The following is a 21,619-nucleotide window of genomic DNA, read 5'->3' as shown; positions in this document are numbered from 1 at the left end:
CAGGCGGCTCAGGTGACCGCGCCGGCGATCTTCAGCTCGATCAGCTGTTCGTCCGTCAGGCCGAGGTCGCGCAGGATCTCGTCGGTGTGCTCGGCGAACTGGGGTCCCCGGCGCAGCCGGGCCGGCGTCTCGTCGAACTGGACCGGGTTGGCCACCAGTTCGCGGTCGACGCCGTCGCTGTCCCGGACGGTGGCGATCATGCCGTTCTCGCGCAGCGACGTGTCGTTGGCGACTCCCCAGGCGTCCTGGACGATCGCCCACTGGCCCTCGATACCGTCGAACAGGGAGACCCACTCGTCGAAGGTCCGGCCGCTGATGATCTCCGCGATGATCTCGGCCGCCTGCGGGGCGTCAGCCATGAGCTTCTCGACGGTGTCGAAGCGCGGGTCGGTGATCAGGTCCGGACGGTCCACCACGGTGCAGAACTCGCCCCAGTAGCGGCCCGGTTGCAGCATGGAGAACAGCAGCCAGCGTCCGTCCGAGGTGCGGTAGCTGCCGACCAGCGGGTTCCTGGCCGAGCCGTGCCGGGGCACCGGGGGACGCGGCGGGGGGCCGCCGGCCATCAGGGCCAGGTTCACGGTGAACTGGGTGGCCCAGGCGCCGACCCCGAGCAGGGAGACGTCGACCACGGAGGTCTCGCCGGTGGTGGCGCGGGCGTAGAGGGCGGCGGCGATGCCGCCGGCGATGGTCATCCCGCCGAGGTTGTCGCCGTAGCCGCCGGCCGGCATCGGCGCCAGCCGAGCGGCCTCCTGCGGGGTGGCTCCGGCGCCGCTGCCGGACCTGGCCCAGAAGGCGGTCATGTCGTAGCCGCCCTTGGTCGCCTCCGCCCCGCGGGCCCCGAAGCCGGAGCCGCGGACGTAGATGATGTCCGGGTTGACCCTGCGGACGTCCTCCAGGTCGATGTGCAGCTTGGCGCGGGCGTCCGGGAGGAAGTTGGTCAGGAAGACGTCGCTCTGCTCGATCAGCCGGTCCAGGATCGCGCGGGCCTCGGGCTTCTCCAGTGCCAGGCCGATGCTGCGCTTGCCCCGGTTGGGGCCCTCGAAGATCGGGGAGAAGCTGCTGCCGTCGACGATCGCGTCCACGCCCAGGACGTTGACCAGGCCGCGTTGTCCGTCCCCGCGTTCGGCGTGCTCCACCTTGACCACCTCCGCCCCCCAGTCGGCGAGGACCGCGGCGGCCGCGGGGACGAAGGTGAACTGGGCCACTTCGAGGACCCGTATGCCCTGCATGGGTTGGTGCATGGTCGTTGCTCTCCTCGTTTGATCGTGCCGTCGCCGGGTGGCGCGACGGCTCAGGCGCGGCGCAGCAGCAGGGCGCTGCCCGGGGCTCCGCCGCCGGTGGTGACCACTGCGACGTCGGGGGAGGCGACCTGGCGGCCGTCGGCCTCGCCGCGCAGTTGCAGCATCGCCTCCCGCAGGAAGCCGAAGCCGTGCAGGCGTCCCGCTGAGAGCTGGCCGCCGTGGGGGTTGAGCGGGAGCCGTCCGTCCAGGGCGATGCCGCGGCCCTGGTCGATGAAGTCCTGGGCGCCGCCCGGTTCGCAGAAGCCCAGGGCCTCCAGCCAGGACACGGCGTTGAAGGTGAAGCCGTCGTAGAGCAGGGCGACGTCGATGTCGTCGGGGCGCAGCGAGGTGCGGCTCCACAGGTGGCGGGCGGGGCCCAGCACCAGCGGTTCGTGGGTGAGGGTGCCCTGGTCCCAGCTCGGGCGTTCCAGGATCTGGGTGCCGACCGCCTCGACCAGGACCGGGGGCTTGGGGCGGTCGGCCGCGGTCTCGACCGCGGACACCACGACCGCCACCGCCCCGTCCACCGGCAGGTCGCAGTCGTAGAGGCCGAAGGGCGTGGACACCATCCGGGCCGCGTAGTAGTCGTCCAGGGTCAGCGGTGTGCGCAGCACGGCCTCGGGGTTGCGGCCGGCGCCCTGGCGCTGGGTGACCGAGATCCAGCCCAGGGCCGAGCGGTCGCCGCCGTAGCGGTGGAAGTAGTGGGAGGCCTGCATGGCGATCCAGTTGGCGGCGGACATGGCGCCGAAGGGCGCCCGGTCCTCCAGCATTCCGGTGGCGCGGCCGCCCGGGGCGTCCCAGCGTCCGTCGCGCACCATCGCCGCGTGCGAGGACTCCCACACGGTCCGGTAGCAGAGCACATGGCGGCACAGCCCGGAGGCCACCGCCAGCATGCCGGCGATGACCGCACCGGCCTGGCCCGGCGTGTCCCCGGCGCCGTTGAACCAGGTCGGGCGCAGTTGCAGAGCCTCGACCAGCGGCGGGATGCCGCCCTCCGACATGCCGGGGGGACCGGACCTGCCCGGGTAGGTGGAGAGCCCGTCGATCTGGTCCAGCGTCAGCCCGGCGTCCTCGACGGCCTGCAGGCAGGCGTCGACGGTCAGGGACAGTGGGTCGACCATGAGCCTGCGCCCCACCCGCGACTGGCCCACGCCGGTCAGCGCGACCCGGTCCTCGAACTTGGCGGGCGAGGCCATCGGGCGCAGGTGGACCGAGAGGTCCTCCGGCTCGGGCAGCGGAGGCGTGGTCCCCTGCCGTTCCGGGTCGGGCTCGAACAGCGCCAGGGCGATGTCGTCGACCGTCTCGAACACGACCCGGACCGGCAGGCCCACGTGCACCTCGTCCGGGTCGCAGTTGACCAGGTTGGTGGTGAGGCGGACCCCGTCGTCCTCCTCCAGGGCGACGATCGCGACGACGTACGGCGGCGGGAACGCGGGCAGCCACTGCTGGTGGTTGACGGTGAATCCGACCACCACGGCGCGCCCCGACACCGGCGAGAGCTTCAGGGCGGCGCCGCGGCAGATCCGGCAGCGCGGCAGCGGCGGATGCGTGTAGCCGCCGCAGTGCGCGCAGCGCAGGACGTGCAGGGTCCCGTCGCTGCCCGCGGCCCAGAACTCCGAGCTGGCCAGGGTCGGTTGGGGCAGTGGACGGGTGTACTGCGGCCCGGGCCGACCGGCTGGCTCAGACACGCGGGAAGTTGAAGACGTCACGGGCGTTCAGCTCGACGATCCGGTGCGCCTCGTCGTCCGGCACCTGGAGCAGCGACTCGGCGATGATCTTGCGGCTGTTCGGCCACATCGAGTCGGAGTGCGGATAGTCGACCTCGACGCAGATGCGGTCGACGCCGATCTCGTGACGGTTCTTCAGGCCGAACTCGTCGCTGATGTAGCAGCCCCAGAAGTGCTTCCTGATCAGGTCGCTGGGGCGGGTGTCGAAGTCGATCGCCTGGTAGTGACGGTGCTGCTGCCAGACGTTGTCCACCCGCTCGCTGATGTAGGGGAGCCAGCCGATGCCGCCCTCGGCGAGCATGAACTTCAGCCCGGGGTGCTTCTGCAGCTGCCCGGACAGGGCCAGGTCGACCGTGGTCCACATCAGGTTGGTGGCGTAGACCGCGAAGGAGGCGGCGGTGGGTGCCTCGTCCTTGGGGCCCTTGGCCGCGGGATCGTAGCGTGCCGACACCGACTGGTACTCCTTGCCGGAGGCGTTCGGCGCGAGGGCGGCGGCCGAGGCGGAGAAGCCGGGGACGAAGCTGCCGGAGCCGAAGTGCAGGCTGACCGGGATACCGGTCTCCTCGAAGGCGTCCCACAGCGGACCCCAGTGGTCGCTGTGGAAGGACGGCAGGCCCAGCGGGACGGGGCTGTCGGGGAAGGAGACGGTACGGGAGCCCTTGGCCGCCACCCGCCGCAGCTCCGCCGCGGCCAGGTCCACGTCCCACAGCGGGAGTATCGACAGCGGTACGTAGCGGTCGGGCGCCGTCGCGCACCACTCGTCGATGTTGAAGTCGTTCCAGGCCTTGATGCAGGCGAGCCCCAGGTCCTTGTCGTTGGCGCGCAGGAAGACCCGGCCGCCGAACCCGGGGAAGGAGGGGAAGCAGCAGGCCGCCTGGACGCCGTCCAGGTCCATGTCCTTCACCCGGGCGGCGGGGTCGTAGCAGCCGGGGATCATGTCCTCGAAGCGCAGCGGCTCCAGCCCGAACTGCTCGGGGGACTTGCCGGCGACGGCGTTGAGCCCGATGTAGGGGAAGACCTTGTCCTCCATGTGCCAGACGTGGCAGCCCTGTTCGTCCTCGACGATCCTCGGGCCCTCCTGGAGGAACTTCTTGGGCAGGCGGTCGCTGAACACCCGCGGGTGCTCGATGAGGTGGTCGTCGACCGAGATGATCTGCATGTGGTCCTGAAGCGGCATCGCGCATCCTTGTCTCTCAGCTAGCTATATTATGTAACCTATTCAACTGTCTCGTAAAGGCTGGACCACCCAGGAGGACCACAGTGCTGGACGCCGGAGCCCGGGATGACGAGGACCACGACCTGTTGACCTTCAACGAGTCGGGCGCACGACTGCGGACCGAGATCGAGCAGGTGGAGGCGGACCTGCTGGCCGCCTCGCCGGGCGAGGAGGCCGTGCAGATCCAGGCCCGGCTGCGCGAACTGCGCAGGGCGCTTGAGCGCAACACGGGGTTCGCCTCGGCCAACCCCGGTGAGGCGGGATTCCTCAACTACCGCCCCGCACCGGCCCGGCAGCGCCGGGGCCGGGCGATCGCGATGACCCCGGCGGAGGTGGACGAGTTCCTGGGCGGCGAGCGCACCTGCCGGGTGGCGACCTGCGGCGCCGACGGCAGGCCCCATGTAGCCCCGCTGTGGTTCGTCTGGGACGGAACCTCGCTGTGGCTGAACTCCCTGGTGCGCAGCCAGCGTTGGACCGACCTCGCCCGGGACCCCCGGGTCGCCGTGGTGGTCGACGCGGGGGTCGGCTTCGCCGAGCTGCGCGGGGTGGAGCTGTCCGGCAGCGTCGAATCGGTCGGCGAGATCCCGCGACAGGCCGAGCCGCACCGTGAACTCGCCGCCGAACTGGCCGAGCCGGAACTGCTGTTCGCCCGCAAGTACACCGGCGGCGACACCTTCCACGCCGACGGACGGCACGGATGGCTGCGGCTGACCCCGGAGAAGCTGACCAGCTGGGACTTCCGCAAGATGCCACGCTGACCCGTGCCGCCAGGGCAACCGGCGCGCTTCACAGCGAGAGCGCGAAGCCGCCGGTCACCCGGACGGTCTCGCCGGTCACGAACGACGCCCGCGACGAGAGCAGATGCAGGACCGCCTCGACGACGTCCTCCTCCCGCCCCTCACGCTGCAGTATCTGCTGGCCCAGCACCCGCTGCGCCTCGGCGGCAGGCAGCTCCTTCCGGATGGTGTCGGTGAAGATCAGCCCGGGCGCGACCGCGTTGACCCGGATGCCGTCGGAGGCGAACTCGCGAGCCAGGGACGCGGTCAGGCCGCGCACGGCGAGCTTGGAGACCCCGTAGGCGGTCCGGTTGGCGTAGGCGGCGGAGGAGGAGATGTTGACGATCGCGCCGCCGGGCCGTCCGCGCATCGCCGCCTTCGCCGCGAGGGAGCAGATGAGCACGCCCATCACATTGACGTCGAACAGCCGGCGGATCCCGGCGACGCCGATCTCCTCGGACGGCTTGTTGAACGCGGCCGAGTGCAGGCCGGCGTTGTTGACGAGCAGGTCCAGGCCGCCGTGCGAGGCGGTGATCTGCCGGACCATCAAGTTCACCTGGTCCTCGTCGGCCACATCGCAGGCGAGTCCCTCGACGCTCGCGCCGTCGGCACGCAGTTCGGCCGCGGTCGCCGCTGCGGCGTCTGCGTCGATGTCGGCCAGGACCACCCGGGCGCCGCGCACGGCCAGCGCCGCACCGAAGGCCCGGCCGAAGCCGCGGGCGCCTCCGGTCACCAGGGCGACCTTGCCCCGGTGCTCCAATTCTTCGGACTTCCCGGTGCTCATCAACCGTCTCTCCTGTCCGGATCTTCCGGTCTCGCCATGGGGCAGGCTAATGTCTATAGTGCAATCATTCAACTGAACGACCTTACAGCCGAAGGGGGCCGCATGACTCAGGCCGTAGCAGAGGAACTGCCGCGCCCGCCCGACGGGGACTGGCTCGGCTCCCCGCACCTGCGCCTGGACCGCCACGGCCCGTTCGCCCACCTGGTCGTGGACCGCCCCGAGGCGCGCAACGCCCTCTCCCCGGCGATGTACTTCGGGGTGCGCTACGCGGTCCGCCGTGTCGACGCCGACCCCGGCATCGCCGGACTGCTGATCACCGGCACCGGCGACGTCTTCATCCCCGGCGGCGACCTGGGCAAGAACGCCGGCGACAACTGGCTGCAACTGGGCGGCGTCCCCGGCGCGATCGACGTGGTGCCCTTCGACGTGCTGCGACAGAGCGTCAAACCGGTGGTCTGCGCGGTGAACGGGATCTGCCAGGGCGGCGGTCTGATGATCGCGCTGTGCTCCGATGTCGCGGTGGTCAGCGAGCGCGCGACCTTCCGGGTGCCGGAACTGCTGCGCGGCATCTCGGACACCTACTTCGCGCAGGTACTGGCGCGCCTGGTCGGCCCGGTACGGACCCGCGACCTGATGATGACCGGCCGGACCCTGACCGCCCAGGAAGCCCTCGACTGGGGACTGGTCAGCCGGGTCGTCCCGCACACCGACCTCATGGACGCGGCCACCGAGGTGCTCGCCGAATGCTGCCGCACCGCGCCGCTGGCCCGACGCGACGTCAAGCGCGTCCTCGACCAGTACGTCGGACTGCACGACCGGATCGCCATGTTCGACAGCCTGCAGCGCCCCGAGTCCAGGGAGGGCTTCAGCGCCTTCATCGAGAGGCGCTCCCCGGAATGGGTCCCCGACGACCTGCGCCGCGGCGGCCGGGCATGAGCAAGGAGACAGGCATGAACGAGGCAGTCATCCTCAGCGCCGTACGCACGCCGATCGCCACGTCCTTCAAAGGCACCCTGCGCGACACCCCCGCGGAGGAACTCGCCACCGTGGTGCTGCGGGCCGCGCTGGAGCGCTCGGGGCTGTCCGCCCAGGACATCGACGACGTCATCCTGGCCGAGGAGTTGGCCGGAGGCGGCGACATCGCACGCTACGCCGCGGTCGCCGCGGGCCTCGCCCACGTCCCCGGGCAGGCGGTGAACCGGCACTGCGCCGCGAGCCTGGCCGCGGTCGGCAACGCGGCGGCGTCGGTCAGGGCCGGGATGGACCGCGCCGTCATCGCCGGCGGCACCCACTCCGCGTCTATGAACCCCGCCCTGTCCTGGCGCGTCCCCGGCAGCGACGAGCGGCGCACCGGATTCGCCCCGACCTTTCCGTACTACCAGGACGCCAACGACGACGTGGCCGTGGCCGTCGGCTGGAACACCGCCCAGGAGGCCGGCATCACCCGCGCCGAGATGGACGCCTGGGCCAAGCGGTCGCACGACCGGGCCGTGGCCGCCATCGACGCCGGGCTCTTCGCCGACGAGACCGTTCCGGTCGACGTGGTGCTCGACGGCAGCCCGGTACGGTTCTCGACCGACGAGCACCCACGCCGCGGGTCGACCCTGGACAAGCTGGCCGGCCTGAAGCCGCTGCGGCCCGGGATCGACGGGTTCAGCATCACCGCGGGCAACGCCAGCGGCGTCAACGACGCGGCCGCCGCCCTGGTCGTGGCCGGCTCGGACCTCGCCGCCGAACGTGGACTGCGGCCGCTGGCCCGGGTCAGGGCCTGGGCGGCCGTCGGCGTCGCCCCGCACCGGACCGGGATGGCCGCCGGCGAGGTGATCCCCAAGGTGCTGGACCGGGCCGGCTACCGCGTCGCCGACGTCGACCTGTGGGAGATCAACGAGGCCTTCGCCTCGGTCCCCATCGCTGCCTGCCGAAAGCTGGGGATCGACGAGGAGCGGGTCAACATCCACGGCAGCGGCTGCAGCCTGGGACACCCGGTCGCCGCGTCCGGGGCGCGGATGCTCACCACCCTCGTCCACGAACTGCGCCGCCGCGGCGGGGGAGTGGCGGTCGCGGCCATGTGCGCGGCGGGCGGGCAGGGCGGCGCGGTGGTGATCGAGGTGTGACACCCCGTCCGGGGCCCCGGCCCGTCAGGAGATCTGCAGTTCCCACCCTGGAGTCCCACCTTGGAGGATCCATGAGAGCCGCTCGCTGTGAGGTGTACGGCGGCCCCGCCGACATCGTCGTGCGGGACATCGAGGCACCGCGGGCCGGACCGGGCACGGTCCTGGTCGACGTTGCGGCCGCCGCCGTGAACTTTCCCGACCTGCTCTTCATCGCCGACCAGTACCAGGTCTCGGTGCCGCTCCCGTTCACCCCCGGAAGCGAGTTCGCCGGCCGGGTCGCGGCGCTGGGGGAGGGGGTCGACGGCTTCGAGATCGGTGACCTGGTCCACGGCTCCGTGGCCACCGGGGCGATGGCCGAGCAGGTGGTCGCACCGGTCGGATCGGTCTCCAAGATCCCCGAGGGACTGTCGATGGCCGAGGCGGCCTCCTTCCGGGTGGCCTATCTGACGGCCTATCACGGGCTGGTGACCGCCGGCGGGGTGCAGCCCGGACAGTGGGTGGTGGTGCTCGGGGCAGCCGGCGGCGTCGGCACGGCCTGCGTGGACCTCGCGGTACGGCTGGGGGCCCGGGTGATCGCGGCGGCCTCCTCCCCGGAACGCCTGGAGGTCTGCCGCAGGCTGGGCGCCGAGGCCGGCATCGACTACGCCGCCGAGGACCTCAAGAAGCGCATCAAGGAGATCACCGGTGAGGGCGCCGACCTGGTCCTGGACCCGGTCGGCGACCGCTGGACCGAGCCCGCGCTGCGCGCGATCCGCTGGGGCGGACGCCTGGTGACGATCGGTTTCGCCGGGGGTATCCCGAGCATCCCGCTCAACCTGGTGCTGTTGAAGAACGTCACCGTCCGCGGCCTGGAGCTGCGGACCTGGACCCAGCGGCTGCCCGAGGAGACCGCGCGGGCCCGCGAGCACCTGGCCGAGCTGGTCGCCCAGGGCATGCGGCCGCTGGTGTCCGAGGTCCACCCGCTGGAGAAGGTCGGCGACGCGCTCCAGCGGGTCGCCGACCGGGTGAACACCGGCAAGATCGTGATCCGGATCTCCGAGGAGGGCGAACGATGACGGACCCGGACCTGACCCCGGTACTGGTCGAACGGCGCGAGGGCATCCAGATCATCACCATCAACCGCCCCGGCTCCCGGAACGCCGTCGACGGCGCCACGGCCCGCGCCATCGCCGCGGCCGTCGACGAACTGGACGCGGACGAGGAGCTGCGGGTCGGCGTGCTGACCGGAGCGGGCGGGACCTTCTGCGCCGGTATGGACCTGAAGGCCTGGCTCAACGACGACAAGCCCTTCATCCCGGGCCGCGGCTTCGCCGGGGTGACCATGGCCCCGCCGCGCAAGCCGCTGATCGCCGCAGTCGAGGGATGGGCGCTGGCGGGCGGCTTCGAACTGATGCTGGCCTGCGACCTCGCCGTGGCCGGCGAGTCCAGCCGGTTCGGCGTCCCCGAGGTCAAGCGCGGACTGGTGGCCGGCGGCGGCGCGGCGATGCTGCTGCCGAGGCGCATCCCGCACGCGGTGGCCCTGGAACTGCTGCTGACGGGTGATCTGGTCACCGCCGACCGGGCGGCCGCCCTCGGCCTGGTCAACCGGGTCACCCCGGACGGCGAGGCACTCAAGGGCGCGCTGGAACTCGCCGCCGCGATCGCCGCGAACGGCCCGCTGGCGGTGGCCGTGACCAAGCAGATCGCCCAGCAGCAGGCCGACTGGAGCGTCGACGAGGGATGGTCCAAGCAGGAACAGCTCTACCGGCCGGTCTTCGACTCCGAGGACGCCCGCGAAGGGGCCGCGGCCTTCGCGCAGAAGCGGCGGCCGGTGTGGCGCGGGCGCTGAGCAGACAGGCCGACCGACCCACCCGTCCAGAGTTCACTTGAGGAGCGAACACCATGATTCTTCGGCCCGGTCTGATGCTGGTCAGCGCCACCGACACGACCGCAGTGGTCGTGATCCGGGCGCCCGACGGCGACACGGCGCTGAGCTGCGGCGGCGTCGAGATGGTGGCCTCGGGCGCGGCGGTGACCGCCGTGCCGGCCGATCCGGCCCTGCAGGGCGGAACGGTGCTGGGCAAGCGGTACGCCGACGAGGGCGGCAGGATCCAGGTCCTCTGCACCAAGCAGGGCAAGGGCACGCTGGCCCTGGACGGGATCCCGCTGCAGACCCAGCAGGCCAAGCCGCTGCCGGCCTCGGACTGAGGGGGCGTCCGATGCGCTTGTCGACACTGCTGGACATGGCCGCCGACGGGTTCGGTGACCGGGTCCTGATCGGGGGCAGGAAGGCCGGCATCACCGGCGCCGAGCTGGCCCGGCGGTCACACGCAGGAGCCCACGCGCTGCGCGAGCGCGGGGCCGACTCGCTGGTCTACCTGGGGGTGAACGGCCCGGCCTTCCCGGTCGCGCTGTTCGCGGCGGCCAGGGCCGGGGTCCCGCTGGTGCCGCTGAACTTCCGGCTGGGGGAGCAGCAGCTCGCAGCACTGCTGACGAAGCATCCGAACGCCCTGGGTGTGGCCGACCCCGGCGCCCGCATCCACCTGGAGCGCGCCGGGATCCCGTCGATCACCCCGCAGGAGTGGCTGGAGACGGCTGCGTCCGGCAGCGGTCGGGTCGAGGAGCCGGGCGACGACGGGGACGGGGACGGGGTCGCCGCGGTGATCTACACCAGCGGTACCACCTCGGAACCCAAGGGCGTGCTGCTGCGCCACAGCAACCTGGTCTCCTACGTCCTGGGCACAGTGGAGTTCGCCGCAGCCGGCGAGGAGGAGGCCGCACTCGTCAGCGTCCCGCCGTACCACATCGCCGCCGTGGCCAATGTGATCACCAATCTGTTCGCCGGCCGGCGCACCGTGGTGATCGAGGGCTTCACCCCCACCGAGTGGCTGCGCACGGTGCGCGAGGAGGCGGTCACCAACGCCATGGTGGTCCCCACCATGCTGGCCCGCCTCGTCGAGTCGGACCAGGACGTCTCGCTGCCCTCGCTGCGGTCGCTGTCCTACGGCGGCGCGCCGATGCCCGGCCCGGTGATCGAGAAGGCGCTGGCGACCTGGCCCGAGGTCGGCTTCGTGAACGCCTACGGGCTGACCGAGACCAGCTCCACCATCGCCCTGCTGGGTCCGGAGGACCATCGCCGCGCCCAGGCGGCGACCGACCCCGCCGGGCGGGCCCGGCTGCGCTCGGCCGGCAGGGCGCTGCCCGGCGTGGAGATCGAGATCCGGGACCCGGAGGGAAACCCGCTCGGCCCGCTGGAGCCCGGCCGCGTCTTCGTGCGCGGCGGCCAGATCTCCGCCGAGTACGCGGGCATCGGACAGGCTCTGGACGAGCAGGGGTTCTTCGACACCCGGGACGAGGGGTACCTGGACGCCGAGGGCTATCTCTTCCTCGGCGGCCGCACGGACGACACCATCATCCGGGGGGCGGAGAACGTGGCGCCCGCCGAGATCGAGGAGGTCCTGCTGCGCCATCCGCAGGTGCAGGACGCGGCGGTGTTCGGTGTCGCCGACCGGGAGTGGGGCCAGCGGATCGAGGCGGCCGTGGTGTCGCGTCCCGGGTCCCCGGTGGACGCGGGGGAGCTGCGGGACTTCACTAGGCTGACGCTGCGTTCGAGCAGGACGCCGGACCGCTTCTGGTTCGTCGAGGAACTGCCGCGCACCGAGACCGGCAAGCTGATCCGCCGCAGGGTGGCCGATGCGGTGGCGCGGGCGAACGGGGCCGACGGTGTCCCGGTCTGAGGAGGTCCGACTGATGGCGCGGGACGACGAGCGCGACTACACGACGGTGCTGTTCGAGGTCCAGGACCACATCGCGACGGTCACCCTGGACCGCGCGGACCGGCTGAACGCCTTCAACCAGGCCATGGTGGAGGAGTTCCGCGAGATCTGGGCGCGGGTGCGCACCGACGACGCGATCCACGTGGTGGTGCTGCGGGCGGCCGGTGACCGGGCCTTCAGCAGCGGAGTGGACGTCACCGACGGCATCGTCAAGGCCGAGAACGTGTGGAGCCAGGAGGACCCGGGCCGCGGGCTGGGCCCCAAGCAGAACAAGGTGTGGAAGCCGGTGGTCACCGCCGTGCACGGCATGGTGGCCGGCGGGGCCTTCTACTGGATCAACGAGTCGGACATCGTGATCAGCTCCGACGACGCCACCTTCTTCGACCCGCATGTCTCCTACGGGATGACCTCGGCCCTGGAACCGATCGGCCTGGCCCGCCGGATCCCGCTGGGGGAGGTGCTGCGCTGGGCGCTGATCGGGCTGGACGAGCGGATGTCGGCGGCCAGGGCGCGCGAGATCGGCCTGGTCTCCGAGCTGGTGCCGCAGGGCGAACTCTGGGCGCGCGCCGACGCCCTGGCCCGGATCATCGCCGCCAAGCCGCCGGCCGCCGTGCAGGGAACGGTGAAGGCGATCTGGGAGACGCTGGACCTGGACCGGGAGACCGCGCAGGCGGTCGGCTGGAACTACACCACGATCGGGAACCCGATCGGCATGCCCGCGGTGTCCCGCGAGGGATTCGTCAAGCCGGACTGGAAGCTCCGCTGAAGATCAAGAATGCTGTCGCGAGCCTTGCCCGGGGCAGGCAGCTCCATTAGTTTGAGGTCTCGATTGTTTGGACCGGTCGGTACACAGTCGAGACCCACGGCGTTGTGGAGCTGGAGCGTTCATGCACGGATGGACCGATTCAGGTGCGGCCGATGTCCTGGTGATCGGCGCGAGCGAGGTCGCCCTGTCCCAGGTGGTCCGGATGCGTTCCCGCGGCTTCCGCGCCTCGCTGCTCGACGAGGAGGTGCTCTCGGCGGTCTTCGACGAGCCGACCGGGAACTGGGACGTCGTCGCCGCCTGCGGCACCCGGTTCCGGGCCCGCTTCGTGGTGGCCGCCTGCGAGCCGGTCAGCCTGGGCGTGCACGGACGCCGGGGGCGGACGCTGGCCGACCACTGGTCCGACGGTCCGCGCAGCTATCTGGGGGTGATGGCGGCCGGATTCCCCAACTTCTTCTTCCCCGGCGGACACCGGCCCGGTCCGGCCTGCGACGCCGAGCAGCAGGTCGAGCTGGTCGCCGACGCCCTGGAGCAGGCCCGCGCCCGGGACCGCGAGGTGGTGGACGTGGACCCGGCGGCCGAGAGCACCTGGTCCGCGCTGGTCCGCTACGACGACTCGCTGGCGCTGCTGGCCGGCGGCGGCTGTCCTGACGTCGAGTCGGTTCCCGGCCCGATCGTCGGGCGGGCCGCGGATCTGATCCGGATGGTCGCCGCGACCGTGACCGACCCCTTCGCCGCCTTCACCTTCTCCAAGGCCGGCTGCGCCGCCTGACGCACCCTCGCTCTTCCCGCAGGCCCATGACGTCGTCATGGGCCTGTTCCGCATGCGCCGCCGCGGCCCTCGCAGCACCCTCTTGAATCGCTGAATCAGTTTACTAATTTACTTTGTTCTTTGCTACTATTCCGAGCACGGAGGGGCTGCTACTCGGATAGAGGCCATATGACGAACCTGGAACATCCACCGCCGGGGCCCGACCTGCCGGCGCTGTCGGCCCGGCTCCGCCGGGTGCTGACCGTCGACCCCGACGCGACCGCGCTGACCTTCGAGGACACCGACCACCCCTGGTCGTACTTCGAGGCCGCGGCCCGCGACCTGGACGCGATGCTGGCGGCGCATCCCGGCGCGCGACGGGTGGGCGTGGTGCTGCGCAACCGGCCCGGCCCGCTGGCCGCGCTGCTGGGCACGCTGGCCACCGGCCGACAGGTCGTCACCCTGAGCCCGCACAGTGGCGACACCGGCCTGGCCGACGAGGTCACCGCGCTGCGCCCGGACGTGGTCGTCGCCGCACCGCAGGACTGGGGACGGCCGGCCCTGCGCAGCGCCGCCGAACAGGTCCGCGCGGTGCCGGTGGTGTGCCGCGACGACGCTCCGCTGCTGCTGCTCCCCGACGCCTGGCGGCCCGCCCCCGCCACGCTGCCCGCCGAGGACACCGCCGTGCTGATGACCACCAGCGGCACCACCGGTCGGCCCAAGCGGGTGGCGCTCAGCTACCCCCAGGTGACCTCCTCGCTCACCGCCGCCGGGACCGTGCTCGCGGACGAGCCGCGGCTGCGGACCGGCCGGGTCATCCTGTGGTCCTCGCTCGCCCACATCAGCGGCCTGTACTTCGCCCTGGCGCACGCCGTCGAGGGCCGCGCCGTCGTGCTGATGGAGCGGTTCGAGGTCGAGCCGTGGGCCGAACTGGTCCGCCGCCACCGCCCCCGGCAGCTGCGGCTGCCGCCCACCGCCATCCGCATGGTGCTGAGCACCGGCATCCCGCCCGAGGTCTTCGAGGGCGTGCGCGCCATCGGCTCCGGCACCGCCCCGCTGCCGCCCGAGCTGTCCGAGGAGTTCGAGGCGCGCTACGGCGTTCCGCTGCTGACCACCTACGGTGCCACCGAGTTCGCCGGCGCCATCGCCGGCTGGTCGCTCGCCGACCACCGCGACTGGGCCCGCAGCAAGCGCGGCAGCGTGGGTCGCGCCCACCGCGGCATCGAACTGCGGATCGTGGACCCGGACTCGGGCGCGGTGCTGCCCTGCGACACGGTCGGCCTGCTCGAAGCGCGCGGTGCGCAGCTGCCCAGCGGCCCGGACTGGCTGCGCACCACCGACCTGGCCTCCCTGGACGCGGACCGCTTCCTCTTCATCCACGGCCGCGCGGACGACGCCATCAACCGGGGCGGCTTCAAGATCCCGCCCAGCGTCATCGAGGACGCGCTGCGCACCCATCCGGCGGTCAGCGACGCCGCAGCGGTCGGACTGCCCGAGGAACGACTCGGCGAGGTCCCCGCCGTCGCGGTGACGGTCAGCGGCCCCGCCACCGAGCAGGAACTGCTGGACCACCTGACCCGACGTCTGACGCGCTACCAGATGCCGGTGGCCCTGCGGATCGTCGAACAACTGCCGCGCACCGCGTCGCTGAAGGTCAGCCGTCCCGAGGTGCGCGACCTGTTCGCCACCGCACCCGGACTCGAATCCGCGAGGAGCACGCCATGAGCGCCGTGACCGACCACACCGGGGCCGGGCAGCTGACCGACGAGGCGGTGGCGCGGGCCCGGCGCCGCACCGGCCTGCCCAAGAAGCAGCTGGCCCCGCACAACCTGGAGGTCACCGCCGACGGGATCCGCCACTTCGCCCACGGCTACGGCGACGACAACCCGCTGTGGTGCGACCCGGGCCACGGCCCGGCCACCCGCTGGGGCAGCACCATCGCCCCGCCCAACTTCTTCTACACCATGGGCGAGAACGCCATCGAACAGGACGCCGAGGTCAAGGCGCAGCTGCGCGGCGACCCGCTGGCGGGCCTGGGCGCCTACCAGGCCGCGATGGAGTTCGAGTACTACCGCCCGCTGCGGCTGGGCGACCGCTGCACCAGCGTCCGCGCCCAGGTCGGCGTCCAGGTCAAGGAGAGCTCCTTCGGCGGCCGGGCCGCCCACGTCACCGACGGCCTGCTGTTCGCCGACGGCGACGGCGCGGTGGTGACCGTGCAGCGCGGCACCTGGATCCACGCCGAACGGGGCCGCTCCAAGGAGCGGTCGCAGAGCCGGCCACCCGTCACCTTCCCGCCGTACTCGGACGACGAGCTGGCCGCGATCGACGCAGCCTACGACAGCGAGACCCGCCGCGGTGCCGAACCCCGCTACTTCGAGGACGTGCGGATCGGCGAGGAGATCCAGCCCCGGGTCAAGGGGCCGCTGACGGTCACCGACGTGGTGGTGTGGCACCTGGGCTGGGGCATGCAGCTCACCCCGCCGGGCGCCTTCGCGCTGGCCCGCCAGGTGCGCCGGAAGGCTCCGGGGCTGTACCCGCGCAACGCCCGCAACATCCCGGACACCGTCCAGCGCCTGCACTGGGAGCCGGAGCGGGCACGGGAGCTGGGCATCCCGATGAGCTACGACTACGGCGGGATGCGGGAGACCTGGCTGACCCACGCGCTCACCGACTGGATGGGCGACGACGGCTGGCTGTTCCGGCTGCGCTGCGAGCACCGCCGCTTCAACTACATCGGCGACACCACCTGGGTGCACGGCACCGTGGTCGACAAGGTCCAGGCGCACGGCCGCAACGAGGTCCACCTGGAGCTGGACTGCCGCAACCAGCGCGGAGAGGTCACCACACCCGGCACCGCCGTGGTGCTGCTGCCCACCCGCGACGCCGCGGTGCAGCTCCCGCAGCCCCCGGCCGACAACCTGCTCGACCTGCTGCAGAGCGAGATCGCCCGGTTCGCGGACTGAACCGGAAGCGCCCCGTGGTCCCGCACCCTCAGGGCGTGGGACCACGGGGCGTTCGGCTGACCCGCAGTCACTCGAACAGGTCGACCACCGGCTTGTTGTGCAGTTCGCCGCGGAGCAGGTAGTCCGCCGCCGCCTTCATATGGCTGCGCCAGTGCCGCTCGGCCCCGTCCGCGTCCTTGGCGTCGAGCAGGGCCACCAGCTTCTTGTAGGCCCTGATGGCGCGTTGGAACCGCTCCGGCGACTCGGCCGCGTCGAAGTTGCGGGCCACCCGCACCGTGGTGTGCATCCCCACCACGTCCTGCAGTACCGCGCCCTGGATGGCCAGGGTCCTGTTGCCGGAGCGCTCCATCACCAGTTCGTGGAACCGGTAGGTCAGCCGCGACCACTCCGCCAGGTCCGGCACCGCGTCGTCACGGGACTCCACGGCGGCCTCCAACTGCCCCACCACCGCGCTGAGGTCCGCGAGGTCCGCACCGGTGCGCCGCTTCGCCAGCATCCGCGCGCAGGCCGGCTCGGCGATCATCCTGGCCTCGTAGACGTCGTCGAGGGTGGTGCCCTGGATCTGCAGCAGCAGGCCGACGTAGCGCGCGGCCACCGACAGGTCCGGGGCGGTGACCTGCGCGCCGCCCCGGCTGCCCCGACGGATGTTGATCAGCGCCTCCGCCTCCAGGATGCGGAACGCCTCGCGCAGGGTGGGCCGGGACACCCCGAACTGCTCCATCAGCTGGATCTCGGAGGGCAGGGTGTCGCCGGGCCGCAGGTCGCCCCGGACGATCTGCCGGCGCAGTCGGGCCGCGATCAGCTCGGCGGTCTTCGGCGCCCGCACCGGCCGACCTACCTGCAGGCCTGCATTCATAGCACTCATAGTATTCAATGTACTAGTTATGCGCAGGTGCGGTGTCCATGACCAGCTTTCCCGCCCTCCGCGGCCCCAGCACGGTCAGCGCCAGCACCGCGCCGACCACGGCCAGGCCGACCATCAGCAGCAGACTGCCCCGGATCCCGGGCTCGGCGTACAGCACGCCCGCCGGAGAGACGATCGCCGAGCGGGCCAGGATGGTGAACATCACCACCGGGATGATGCTGGAGAAACCGCTCATGCAGACCTGGATGCTGCCCGCGATCGACGCCTGCTCCTCGGGCGGTGTCTCCGCGATCACCATGTTCGGCACCGCGCCGTAGACCAGGCCCGCCCCCAGCCCGTCGACGACCGCCCCGACCAGGATGGTGTCCAGGTGGGCGTGGAAGGAGCGCAGGAAGAGCCCGGCCGCGGCGATCAGCACCAGGCCCGCGATGGCGAACCAGCGCGGTGAGATCCGCCGCGCCCCCCGGCCCACCGAGAACCCGCCGATCACCTGGGCCACCGCCTGGGGCGAGGCGATGGCCGCGTAGGCGAACGCCGTCATGCCCAGGCCGTAGGTGCGCCCCGCGGAGGCCGGGGTGAGCGCCAGCACCGGCAGGATGGTGGCCGGGACGATGGTGGCCCCGTAGGAGGACGCGCCCACCACCGCCGCCAGCAGGATCGGCCGGCGGGTGAACTGACGCACGTTCAGCACCGGCTCGGTGATCCGGCGGCTGCGCAGGGTGAACCCGGCCAGCAGCACCAGGCCGAGCGCGATCAGACCCAGGGTGCTCACCGAGGTCCAGCCCCAGCTGTCGCCCTGGCTGACCGCGACCAGCACCAGCGCTATCCCGCCGCCGAGCAGCAGCGCGCCGGGGAAGTCGGTGCGGGCAGGATGCCGCAGCGGGGTCTCCGGGGTGGACAGCAGGATCAGCGTGCCCAGGACCGCGATCACGATCGCGTCGAAGGCGTACATCCCGCGGAAGCCGAAGGTGTCCAGCAGCCAGCCGACCAGGAACGGCACCCCGACGCCGAACAGCCCGATGCCGGTGACCGACAGGCTGGCCGCCAGCGGCAGGGTGCGCGGCGGGTAGACGTCGCGCATCAGCGAGTAGGTCAGGAACATCCCGGAGATGGCGAAGCCCTCCAGGCAGCGCCCGGCCAGCAGCACCCCGTACGTCGGCGCCAGCGCGGTGAGCACCGCCCCGGCCGCGGACACGGTCAGGGCGCCGAGCAGGACCTTGCGCTTGCCGTGCAGATCCGCCAGCTTGCCCAGCAGCGGGCTGACCACCGCGCCGGTGAGCAGGTAGCAGGTGAGCAGCCAGCCGCCCTGGTCGGTGCGGAAGTGCCGGGTGATCGACGGCATGGCCGTGGAGGTCACCGTGTAGCTGAGCGCGACCAGCTCCACGATCAGCACCAGCGAGACCAGCGACAGCACCAGCCGCGGCGTCCAGCCCGACCGGTCGTCCGCCGCGACGTCCTGGACCGGGGTCTGCAGTTCGGTCATCGCCCTGCCCCCCGTCTACCGCCGTCGACCAGGCCCGGGAGCATCGCGCCGGCGGGGGTGGCCGCCTGTGATTCCGTGGTCATCACGGTCTCCTTCCATGGGTGGGGGGGGAAGCGTAACCACGGGAAAACGGAGCGCGACCGGGCTCTCCCGATGAGCGGAACACAAAATGGAACCGCCCCCGACGGTGCGGGCCCGTCCCATTCACCGGGCCGCGCGGTGGGCGCGCCGCGCGGACGCTTGGTAGACGTGGTCGCGCAGACCGCGACGGCGGCCCGACCGGGGCCACTCCGGACTGTTCGTCAGCCCGTCCCGGAAGGAAGGCCCGTGGCAGAACCCCGCGACCCCGCCCCGCCACCGGCGGCCGCCAAGGCCGCCGACGCACTGCTGCACGCCGAGCGGAGCGGGCAGCCCTGCCCCCCGGTGCGCGACTGGTTCGCCCCCGGCGACCTGGCGGCCGCCTACGCCGTGCAGCGCATCAACACCGAGCGCTCGCTGGCCCGGGGCCGGCGCATCGTCGGCCGCAAGACCGGCGCCACCTCGGCCGCCGTGCAACGGCAGCTCGGCGTCGACCAGCCCGACTTCGGCACCCTGTTCGCCGACATGGCCGTGCCGGACGCCGGCGAGATCCCGGCCGGACGGCTGCTGCAGCCCAAGGTCGAGGCGGAGGTCGCGCTGGTCCTGAACGCCGACCTGCCGCACCCGGACTGCACCGTGGTCGACCTGCTGCGGGCCGTCGACTTCGCGCTGCCAGCGCTGGAGATCGTCGACAGCCGCATCGCCGGCTGGGACATCGGCATCGTCGACACCATCGCCGACAACGCCTCCAGCGGCCTGTTCGTGCTCGGCGCCGCCCCGGTGCCGCTCAGCGCGATCGACCTACGCCAGGTACGCATGTCGCTGACCTGCAACGGCGAGCTGCGGTCCGAGGGACGCGGCTCGGACTGCCTGGAGGGCCCGGTCAACGCGGCGGTGTGGCTCGCCGCCACGCTCGCCGCCGCCGGCGCCCCGCTGCGGGCCGGCGACGTCGTGCTCACCGGAGCACTCGGACCCATGGTCGAAGCCGCCCCTGGCGACCTGTTCGAGACACGGATCAGCGGACTGGGCTCGGCCCGGGTCCGCTTCGGGACCGCGCCCGACCCCGATACGGAGGAGAAAGCATGACCGTTCCCAAGACCAGGGTCGCCGTGATCGGCTCGGGCAACATCGGCACCGACCTGATGATCAAGGTACTGCGGCTGTCCGACCGGCTGGAGATGGCCGCGCTGGTCGGCATCGACCCCGAGTCCGACGGCCTGGCCCGGGCCCGCCGCCTCGGCGTCGCCACCACCAGCGGCGGCGTGGACGCCCTGGTCGCCATGGACGAGTTCCAGGACGTCGGGATCGTCCTGGACGCCACCTCCGCCGGCGCCCACCGCCACAACGACCGGGTGCTGCGCGCCCTCGGACGCACCGTCATCGACCTGACCCCGGCCGCGATCGGCCCCTATGTCGTCCCCTCGGTCAACCTCGACGAGCACCTGGACGCGACCAACCTCAACATGGTCACCTGCGGCGGCCAGGCCACCATCCCGATCGTGGCGGCCGTGGCGCAGGCCACCCCGGTGCACTACGCCGAGATCGTCGCCTCCATCGCGTCCAAGTCCGCCGGCCCCGGCACCCGGGCCAACATCGACGAGTTCACCGAGACCACCTCGGCCGCGATCGAAAAAGTCGGCGGCGCCGCCCAGGGCAAGGCCATCATCGTGCTCAACCCGGCCGAACCCCCGCTGATCATGCGCGACACCGTCTACTGCATCACCGGTGACGCCGACGAGGCGGCCGTGGCCGCCAGCGTGGAGCGGATGATCGGCGAGGTCCAGGCCTACGTCCCGGGCTACCGGCTCAAGCAGAAGGTGCAGTTCGACGCGGTCGCCGCCGACGATCCGCTGCGCAGCCTGGCCCCCGGCGCCGAACACCCGGTCAAGGTGTCGGTCTTCCTGGAGGTCGAGGGCGCGGCCCACTACCTGCCGGCCTACGCCGGAAACCTGGACATCATGACCTCCGCCGCACTGCGCACGGCGGAACGGATCGCTACGCTGCGCGCCGAGGGCACCGCCGGCGCGCTGAAGGGCGGACAGCAGTGAAGCTCTACGTGCAGGACGTGACCCTGCGGGACGGCATGCACGCCATCCGCCACCGCTACACCGTCGAACAGGCCGGCGCCATCGCCGCCGCGCTGGACGCCGCCGGGGTGGGCGCCATCGAGATCGCCCACGGCGACGGACTGTCCGGTTCCAGCGTCAACTACGGCGTCGGCGCCCACACCGACTGGGAGTGGATCGAGGCCGTCGCCGCCAACTGCACCAGCGCGATCCCCACCACGCTGCTGCTGCCCGGCATCGGCACCCTGCACGACCTCAAACAGGCCGCCGCACTGGGCATCCGCTCGGTGCGCATCGCCACCCACTGCACCGAGGCCGACATCTCCGCCCAGCACATCGGCTTCGCCCGCGAACTCGGCCTGGACGTGGCGGGCTTCCTGATGATGTCGCACATGGCACCGCCGGAGGAACTGGCCCGCCAGGCCAAGCTGATGGAGTCCTACGGCGTCCAGTGCGTCTACGTCACCGACTCCGGCGGCCGACTGACCATGGACGACGTGCGCGAACGCTTCCTGGCCTACCGGCGGGTGCTGGAACCCGAGACCCAGATGGGCATCCACGCCCACCACAACCTGGCCCTCGGGGTGGCCAACACCGTCGTCGCCGTGGAGAGCGGCGCGCTGCGGGTGGACGCCTCGCTGGCCGGCCAGGGCGCCGGCGCGGGCAACTGCCCGCTGGAGGCCTTCGTCGCGGTGGCCGACCTGATGGGCTGGGACCACGGCTGCGACCTGTTCCCGCTGATGGACGCCGCCGAGGACCTGGTCCGACCGCTGCAGGACCGGCCGGTACGGGTGGACCGGGAGACCCTCACCCTCGGCTACGCGGGCGTGTACTCGTCCTTCCTGCGCCACGCCGAGGTCGCCGCCGCCCGCTACGGCCTGGACACCCGCTCCATCCTGGTCGAGGCCGGACGCCGCGGCATGGTCGGCGGCCAGGAGGACATGATCACCGACATCGCCCTGGACCTGACGGCCCAGCAGGACTGATCTCTTTCCCCG

At 72.1% G+C, this 21,619-nt stretch carries 20 protein-coding genes; 14 read left to right on the top strand and 6 right to left on the bottom strand.

Annotated features, from left to right (window positions below):
- Positions 1–8: 8 nt before the first annotated feature.
- Genes ABUW04_RS03140 through ABUW04_RS03130 form a run of 3 tightly spaced genes read right to left on the bottom strand, consistent with a single transcriptional unit; the run spans position 9 to position 4,184 of the window.
- The gene (locus ABUW04_RS03140; RefSeq protein WP_380562440.1) at positions 9–1,241 is read right to left on the bottom strand and encodes a CaiB/BaiF CoA transferase family protein; all 1,233 of its coding nucleotides are present in this window, start codon (positions 1,239–1,241) and stop codon (positions 9–11) included.
- Between the two features lie 50 nt (positions 1,242–1,291).
- Complete coding sequence (locus tag ABUW04_RS03135) at positions 1,292–2,968, bottom strand: thiolase C-terminal domain-containing protein (protein ID WP_380562438.1); 1,677 nt, start codon at positions 2,966–2,968, stop codon at positions 1,292–1,294.
- Positions 2,961–4,184: an amidohydrolase family protein gene (locus ABUW04_RS03130; protein WP_380562436.1), complete on the bottom strand. Its 1,224-nt coding sequence runs from the start codon at positions 4,182–4,184 to the stop codon at positions 2,961–2,963. The genes ABUW04_RS03135 and ABUW04_RS03130 overlap by 8 nt, the downstream gene beginning before the upstream one ends.
- Positions 4,185–4,540: 356 nt before the next feature.
- Between ABUW04_RS03130 and ABUW04_RS03125 the strand changes: the two genes are divergently transcribed.
- Positions 4,541–4,981 (top strand): pyridoxamine 5'-phosphate oxidase family protein, encoded by a 441-nt coding sequence (locus ABUW04_RS03125; RefSeq protein ID WP_380563430.1) that lies wholly within the window; start codon positions 4,541–4,543, stop codon positions 4,979–4,981.
- Positions 4,982–5,009: 28 nt separating this feature from the next.
- Here ABUW04_RS03125 and ABUW04_RS03120 read toward each other — a convergent pair whose 3' ends face one another.
- Positions 5,010–5,783, bottom strand: coding sequence for an SDR family NAD(P)-dependent oxidoreductase (locus ABUW04_RS03120; protein ID WP_380562434.1), 774 nt, complete (start codon positions 5,781–5,783; stop codon positions 5,010–5,012).
- Between the two features lie 102 nt (positions 5,784–5,885).
- On the opposite strand from ABUW04_RS03120, the gene ABUW04_RS03115 reads away from it, so the two are divergent.
- From ABUW04_RS03115 to ABUW04_RS03070, 10 genes are all read left to right on the top strand, one after another.
- Positions 5,886–6,719, top strand: a complete 834-nt coding sequence (locus ABUW04_RS03115) for an enoyl-CoA hydratase/isomerase family protein (protein ID WP_380562432.1) — start codon at positions 5,886–5,888, stop codon at positions 6,717–6,719.
- A 14-nt stretch (positions 6,720–6,733) separates the two neighbouring features.
- Positions 6,734–7,897 (top strand): thiolase family protein, encoded by a 1,164-nt coding sequence (locus ABUW04_RS03110; RefSeq protein WP_380562430.1) that lies wholly within the window; start codon positions 6,734–6,736, stop codon positions 7,895–7,897.
- 71 nt (positions 7,898–7,968) lie between these two features.
- A complete protein-coding gene (locus ABUW04_RS03105) occupies positions 7,969–8,952 on the top strand; it encodes an NADPH:quinone oxidoreductase family protein (RefSeq protein ID WP_380562428.1) in 984 nt (327 codons plus the stop codon).
- On the top strand, positions 8,949–9,725 hold the full coding sequence (locus ABUW04_RS03100; RefSeq protein WP_380562426.1) for a crotonase/enoyl-CoA hydratase family protein: 777 nt from the start codon (positions 8,949–8,951) through the stop codon (positions 9,723–9,725). Before ABUW04_RS03105 ends, ABUW04_RS03100 begins: the two co-directional genes overlap by 4 nt.
- Positions 9,726–9,778: 53 nt before the next feature.
- Positions 9,779–10,084, top strand: a complete 306-nt coding sequence (locus tag ABUW04_RS03095) for a hypothetical protein (protein WP_030258421.1) — start codon at positions 9,779–9,781, stop codon at positions 10,082–10,084.
- Between the two features lie 11 nt (positions 10,085–10,095).
- The gene (locus tag ABUW04_RS03090; RefSeq protein ID WP_380562424.1) at positions 10,096–11,613 is read left to right on the top strand and encodes a class I adenylate-forming enzyme family protein; all 1,518 of its coding nucleotides are present in this window, start codon (positions 10,096–10,098) and stop codon (positions 11,611–11,613) included.
- 13 nt (positions 11,614–11,626) lie between these two features.
- Positions 11,627–12,418: an enoyl-CoA hydratase/isomerase family protein gene (locus ABUW04_RS03085; RefSeq protein ID WP_380562421.1), complete on the top strand. Its 792-nt coding sequence runs from the start codon at positions 11,627–11,629 to the stop codon at positions 12,416–12,418.
- 121 nt (positions 12,419–12,539) lie between these two features.
- Positions 12,540–13,187: a hypothetical protein gene (locus tag ABUW04_RS03080; protein WP_030258415.1), complete on the top strand. Its 648-nt coding sequence runs from the start codon at positions 12,540–12,542 to the stop codon at positions 13,185–13,187.
- A 168-nt stretch (positions 13,188–13,355) separates the two neighbouring features.
- Positions 13,356–14,891 carry a class I adenylate-forming enzyme family protein gene (locus ABUW04_RS03075; protein WP_380562419.1) on the top strand — a complete coding sequence of 512 codons (1,536 nt, stop codon included), beginning with the start codon at positions 13,356–13,358 and terminating at the stop codon, positions 14,889–14,891.
- Entirely contained in the window at positions 14,888–16,129 is a 1,242-nt protein-coding gene (locus ABUW04_RS03070) for a MaoC family dehydratase (protein ID WP_380562417.1), read from the top strand. The genes ABUW04_RS03075 and ABUW04_RS03070 overlap by 4 nt, the downstream gene beginning before the upstream one ends.
- Before the next feature lie 67 nt (positions 16,130–16,196).
- On the opposite strand, the gene ABUW04_RS03065 is transcribed toward ABUW04_RS03070, so the two are convergent.
- Both ABUW04_RS03065 and ABUW04_RS03060 read right to left on the bottom strand, forming a co-directional pair.
- Positions 16,197–16,985, bottom strand: coding sequence for a FadR/GntR family transcriptional regulator (locus tag ABUW04_RS03065; RefSeq protein WP_030258408.1), 789 nt, complete (start codon positions 16,983–16,985; stop codon positions 16,197–16,199).
- 22 nt (positions 16,986–17,007) lie between these two features.
- On the bottom strand, positions 17,008–18,477 hold the full coding sequence (locus ABUW04_RS03060; protein ID WP_380562415.1) for an MFS transporter: 1,470 nt from the start codon (positions 18,475–18,477) through the stop codon (positions 17,008–17,010).
- A 327-nt stretch (positions 18,478–18,804) separates the two neighbouring features.
- Here ABUW04_RS03060 and ABUW04_RS03055 point away from each other — a divergent pair, with 327 nt between their 5' ends.
- Genes ABUW04_RS03055 through dmpG form a run of 3 tightly spaced genes read left to right on the top strand, consistent with a single transcriptional unit; the run spans position 18,805 to position 21,607 of the window.
- Positions 18,805–19,641: a 2-keto-4-pentenoate hydratase gene (locus ABUW04_RS03055; protein WP_037596311.1), complete on the top strand. Its 837-nt coding sequence runs from the start codon at positions 18,805–18,807 to the stop codon at positions 19,639–19,641.
- Entirely contained in the window at positions 19,638–20,603 is a 966-nt protein-coding gene (locus ABUW04_RS03050) for an acetaldehyde dehydrogenase (acetylating) (RefSeq protein ID WP_380562413.1), read from the top strand. Before ABUW04_RS03055 ends, ABUW04_RS03050 begins: the two co-directional genes overlap by 4 nt.
- On the top strand, positions 20,600–21,607 hold the full coding sequence (dmpG, locus tag ABUW04_RS03045) for a 4-hydroxy-2-oxovalerate aldolase (RefSeq protein WP_380562411.1): 1,008 nt from the start codon (positions 20,600–20,602) through the stop codon (positions 21,605–21,607). Before ABUW04_RS03050 ends, dmpG begins: the two co-directional genes overlap by 4 nt.
- Positions 21,608–21,619 lie beyond the last annotated feature (12 nt).

Source organism: Streptacidiphilus jeojiensis, assembly GCF_042510965.1.
Classification (GTDB): domain Bacteria; phylum Actinomycetota; class Actinomycetes; order Streptomycetales; family Streptomycetaceae; genus Streptacidiphilus; species Streptacidiphilus jeojiensis.
The sequence above is the reverse complement of the archived record's forward strand: the minus strand, read 5'-3'. Positions and strand labels throughout refer to the sequence as shown.